Genomic DNA, 4,987 nt, shown 5'->3' on the forward strand with positions numbered 1-4,987 from the left:
CGGCAAGGTCGCGCTGACCTTCCACGGGCAGGGCGACCCCGCCACGGCGAAGGCGCTGCTCGGCGCGGCCGAGAAGGCGGGCGCCAGGGTCACCGTGCTCGCCGTCGGCGGCTGGCTCGACGAGCACCCCGGGCTCGCCCGCCGCGTCCTCGACGGCGGCCACGACCTCGGCAACCACACCCTGCGCCACCTCGACATCAACGCCATGTCCGAGGCCGACGCCTACGCCGAGATCACCGGCTGCGCGGACCGCCTGCGGCGCCTCACCGGCTCCATCGGCACCTGGTTCCGTCCCTCGCGGGCCGAGCGGGCCTCTCCGCTCGTCGAGCGCCTCGCCCGCCGCGCGGGCTACCCGCACGTCCTCTCCTACGACGTCGACTCCCTCGACTTCACCTCGCCGGGCGCCCCCGCCGTCACGCGGAACGTCGCCTCCGGGGTCCGGGCGGGCTCCGTGGTGAGCCTGCACTTCGGGTACGCGGACACGGTCGCCGCGCTCCCCGCCGTCCTGCACGTACTTCAACGCCGCGGCCTGCGCGCGGTGACGACCACGGAGCTGCTGACCTGATGTCCGTCATGGAATCGCCCCGCAAGGGACCGTCCGCCCGTAAGAGCCGGGGACCCGCCCTGACCAAGCGCGCCGCGGCGCTGGCCGCCGCCGCGGCCGTGCTCGCCGCGCTCGCGGGCTGCGGTGCCGCCTCTGGGGGCCGCGCCGACGAGGCCCTCGGCACCGAGGGCGCCCGCAAGCCCGCCAAGCCGAAGACGGCCTCCGGGCTGCCGGGCATGCCGCCGGTCCTCGACCCCGAGGACGTCTACGCCGCCGACCGGCCCAACGCCCTCCAGCCCGTCGCGAAGAAGTTCCTGGACCGGGTCTACGTGCCCAACACCAACTCCAACACCGTGTCGGTCATCGACCCGAAGAAGTTCGAGGTCATCGAGACCATCAAGGTCGGCAACCAGCCCCAGCACGTCGTCCCGTCGTGGGACATGAAGACCCTCTGGGTCAACAACGACCTCGGCGACAGCCTCACCGCCATCGACCCCGTCACCGGCAGGACCGGGCGGACGGTCGAGGTCTCCGACCCGTACAACCTCTACTTCACGCCGAACGGCAAGCACGCCGTCGTCATGGCCTCCATGGACCGCGAGCTGGTCTTCCGCGACCCCAAGACCATGAACCGGGTCAAGACCGTCCCCGTGACCTGCGCGGGCGTCAACCACGCGGACTTCTCGATGGACGGGCGCTACTTCATCGTCTCCTGCGAGTTCTCCGGTGAACTCCTCAAGGTCGACACCGAGAAGATGAAGGTCGTCGGCCAGCGGAAGATCCCCTTCAAGGGCGCCATGCCACAGGACGTGAAGCTCTCGCCCGACGGCAAGACCTTCTACATCGCCGACATGATGGCGCACGGCATGTGGGTCCTCGACGGCAAGAAGTTCTCGGAGCCGAGGCTGCTGCGCACCGGCAAGGGCTGCCACGGCCTGTACGTCAGCCGCGACTCCAGGGAGATGTACGTATCCAACCGGGGCGAGGGCACCATCTCCGTCTTCGACTTCAAGAAGGACAAGCTCACCAAGAAGTGGAAGCTCCCGCAGGGCGGCAGCCCCGACATGGGCGGCGTCTCGGCCGACGGCAGGACGCTCTGGCTCTCCGGCAGGTACGACTCCGAGGTGTACGCCATCGACACCCGTACCGGCGTCCAGGTGGCCCGTATCCCCGTCGGCAGCGGCCCGCATGGTCTGGCCGTCTACCCGCAGCCGGGCCGCTACTCGCTGGGGCACACCGGCATCTTCCGCTGAGGGGGGTGGACGGCGGGCGGGGCCCGGGTCATGGACGGTTGACGGTTGAGCTATATCAACACCGGGCACCAAAGGGGCAGTTCAGGAACTTCTCGGCAGCCCGGAATCCCGCTGCCCGACCCCCCGCCGCCCTCGGAGGCCGCCCATGCTGCGTGGCATCGACGTCAGCTCCTACCAGTCTTCCTTCTCCACGGACGGCCTCTCCTTCGTCTTCATCAAGGCGACGGAAGGCCGTTCGTACGTCAACCCGAGACTGACCTCCCAGGTCAAGAAGGCCCGCGACGGCGGCTGCGTCGTCGGCTTCTACCACTTCCTCTGGCCGGGCAACATCGCCGCCCAGGCCGCGTACTTCGTGAGCAAGGCACCCGAGAAGACGGGGGACCTGCTGGCGGTGGACTGGGAGAGAACCGGTGAGGGGACGCGCGCGAGCAACGCCGAGAAGGACCGCTTCATCAAGGAGGTGAAGCGGCTGCGCCCCCACCACCGCTGCCTTCTGTACTGCAACCGCGACTTCTGGCTCAACCACGACAGCACGTCCTACGCGGGCGACGGCCTGTGGATCGCCGACTACGTGAGCGCGGGCAAGCCGCGCATCCAGGCGGACTGGACGATCCACCAGCACACGTCCACGCCGCTGGACAAGAACGTCGCCGACTTCGAGAGCGAGGACGCGCTGCGGGACTGGGCCACGCCCTAGTCAGGCACGCCACTCGGCGGTGCGCTCCGGGGAGGCCGCCGCCAGGGCCTCGCGGATCTCCGCGACGCCGCCCCTGTTGCCGTAGACGGGGGTGCCGGGCTGCTGGCGCCAGGAGTCGTCCTGGCCGCCGTTGTCCACGGTGTCGAAGCCGAGTTCGTCGATGAGGTCCCGTACGACCTTCTTGGCCGCCTCGTCGTCGCCGGAGACCGGCAGGGCCACGCGGTCCGCCGCTCCCCGTGGGCGCGGCTTGTCGAGGATGTCCTGCGCGTAGGTGCCGTTGAACGCCTTGACGACGGGGTGGCCGAGCTGCCGCTCCGTCCAGCGGCTCTCGGTGAGGCCGTCCTCGATCTCGGCGATCCTGCCGTCGCGCTGGGGGTAGTAGTTGCCGGTGTCGATGACCGCGAAGCCGTCGGCCGCGCCGTCGAAGAGGCCCGGGGGAAGGCCGGGCACGGCCTTGAGCGGAACCGTCACGACGACGACCTGAGCGCCGCGGGCGGCCTCCTCGACGGGGACGGGCGTGGCCCCGGTCTCCTCGGCGAGAGCGGTCAGGGTGTGCGGGCCGCGGGAGTTGGCGACGGAGACGTCGTGCCCGAGCGCGGTGAGCCGCCGGGTGAGGTTGCCGCCGATGTTGCCCGCTCCGATGATGCCGATCTTCATGACTGTCCTTCCAGAGATCCTCGGTGTCACATCCTCAGTGTTAACGGAGGCAACCTCCGGATTGGCTGCCGTATTCCGGCTGGGCGCGATGGATTCCGCGCGCCGGAACTGCCGTCGGAGCTGTGGCGGCCGCGGTCGTCGGCGCGGTCGGTCCGTGTCGGGACAGCAGGGCGGCGCAGGTGGCCGCCGTCGTGGCGAGGGCGATCAGTCCCGCGGCCGCCAGTGTCACCGCGTCCGGGCGGAGCAGCGGCTGGCCGCGCAGCGCCTGCCAGGTGAGCAGGGCGAAGAGCGCGGCGTACGCCGCCGAGCTGGTCAGCACCAGACGCAGGCGTGTCCGGGCGTCGGCGAGGCGGGTGAAGCGCGGCGCGAGCGACGTCAGCGCCATGACCACCAGCGGCAGCAGTTGCAGCGCGTGCATACCGAAGAAGTGCGGTATCCGCAGGTCGCCGCCGGTCGTCGACCAGCCGGTCAGTGGCATCGCGGGCCCGCCGTCCGCCACGCCCACGCTGTGTGCACCGACCACGGGTGACTCCCCGCGCCGCTGACCGGGCGCGGGCTGGGTCATCAGGAAGCCGACCGCCGCCCCCGCGAGGGCGATGGCGATCCCGCAGCGCATCGCCCAGGCGGAGACCCGGTCGGCGAACCGGGCGCGCAGCAGCAGGACGGCGATGACGAGGGTGCCGAGCCAGAGGATCACCACGGTCACGGCCATGGCGTCGAACAGCGCCTCGTCCAGCGGAGTGGCGTGATTGAAGTGGCTGCGCCTGCCGCGGAACGCCTGGCCGGTGATGATCAGCATCTCGACGAGGCTCGCCCCGGCGACCACCGTGCCCGCCCACCACGCCGTACGTCGTCTCCGGCGCCCCCTCGGACGGCCTCCCGCGTCCCATCCGCTGTCGAACAGCGACAGCATCCAGGCGAGCGAGAGCCCGTACGCGATGAACGAGACGGCGAACTTGAAGGGCTTGGCCCAGATCGGCGCGCCCACCAGGACCCGGTCGTCGACCAGCAGCCCCACGGCGGAGGCGACGGAGACGACGGCCATCGACGCGGCGAACAGGACGAGTGGGCGGTGCCATGTACGCCACGTACGCGATAAGGACATGAGTCTTCCCCCTGAGCGGTCAGCGACCGGCAATGGACAACGGGACACAGATAGCGGCGCTATCTGCTATCTGATAGCGCCACTATCTATGATGGGGCGGGGGTTGGCAAGGGAATCCATCGCGGAGAGGCGAGAACTGGCTGTGCGCATAGGTGAGTTGAGCCGGCGGACCGGCGTGCCGGTGCCGACCATCAAGTACTACGTCCGCGAGGGGCTGCTCCCGGCGGGCGAACTGTCGAGTCCCAACCAGGCGCGCTACGACGAGGCGCATGTGCGCAGGCTGCGGCTGATCCGCGCGCTCCTGGAGGTGGGCGGTCTGAAGGTGGCCGCGATAGCGGACGTGCTGGGCGCCATCGACGATCCGGGCCGCCCGCTGCACAAGGTGCTCGGCGCGGCGGCGGACCAGCTCGGCACGCGGGGCGCGGCCGACGACGACGCCGAGGCCGAGGCGGCCGCCGCCACCGTCGAGCGGCTCATCGCGCGGCGCGGCTGGCACACGCACGAGTCCAACCCCGCGGCCGACGACCTCGCACGGGCCCTGGCCGCGCTGAGCCGCGTCGGGCACGGGGCGTTCGCGGAACTCCTTGAGGAGTACGCCGACGCGGCCGAGGCCGTCGCCCGCGCCGACCTCGCCTACGTGGGGCGCCGGGGCGAGGTCGAGGACCTCGTGGAGAGCGTGGTGATCGGCACGGTGCTGGGCGAGGCGGTGTTCAACGCGCTCCGGCGACTGG

The 4,987-nt window shown here is 70.9% G+C and carries 6 protein-coding genes; 4 read left to right on the forward strand and 2 right to left on the reverse strand.

The window, feature by feature from the left end; all coding sequences use genetic code 11:
* From AB8Z36_RS30370 to AB8Z36_RS30380, 3 genes are all read left to right on the forward strand, one after another.
* Positions 1 to 565, forward strand: a 565-nt coding sequence (locus AB8Z36_RS30370) for a polysaccharide deacetylase family protein (protein WP_369216598.1), incomplete at its 5' end; no start/stop codon positions are given.
* An 8-nt stretch (positions 566 to 573) separates the two neighbouring features.
* A complete protein-coding gene (locus tag AB8Z36_RS30375) occupies positions 574 to 1,797 on the forward strand; it encodes a YncE family protein (RefSeq protein ID WP_369216601.1) in 1,224 nt (407 codons plus the stop codon).
* A 145-nt stretch (positions 1,798 to 1,942) separates the two neighbouring features.
* Positions 1,943 to 2,494, forward strand: a complete 552-nt coding sequence (locus tag AB8Z36_RS30380) for a glycoside hydrolase family 25 protein (protein ID WP_369216599.1) — start codon at positions 1,943 to 1,945, stop codon at positions 2,492 to 2,494.
* Here AB8Z36_RS30380 and AB8Z36_RS30385 read toward each other — a convergent pair whose 3' ends face one another.
* A complete protein-coding gene (locus AB8Z36_RS30385) occupies positions 2,495 to 3,151 on the reverse strand; it encodes an NADPH-dependent F420 reductase (RefSeq protein WP_369216600.1) in 657 nt (218 codons plus the stop codon). It abuts the gene before it with no gap.
* Between the two features lie 40 nt (positions 3,152 to 3,191).
* Positions 3,192 to 4,256 carry a hypothetical protein gene (locus tag AB8Z36_RS30390; RefSeq protein ID WP_440582037.1) on the reverse strand — a complete coding sequence of 355 codons (1,065 nt, stop codon included), beginning with the start codon at positions 4,254 to 4,256 and terminating at the stop codon, positions 3,192 to 3,194.
* A 142-nt stretch (positions 4,257 to 4,398) separates the two neighbouring features.
* Between AB8Z36_RS30390 and AB8Z36_RS30395 the strand changes: the two genes are divergently transcribed.
* Positions 4,399 to 4,987, forward strand: a 589-nt coding sequence (locus AB8Z36_RS30395; RefSeq protein ID WP_369216603.1) for a MerR family transcriptional regulator, incomplete at its 3' end; no start/stop codon positions are given.

The organism is Streptomyces flavofungini, from assembly GCF_041028215.1.
In the GTDB taxonomy this organism is placed as follows: Bacteria; Actinomycetota; Actinomycetes; order Streptomycetales; family Streptomycetaceae; genus Streptomyces; species Streptomyces flavofungini_B.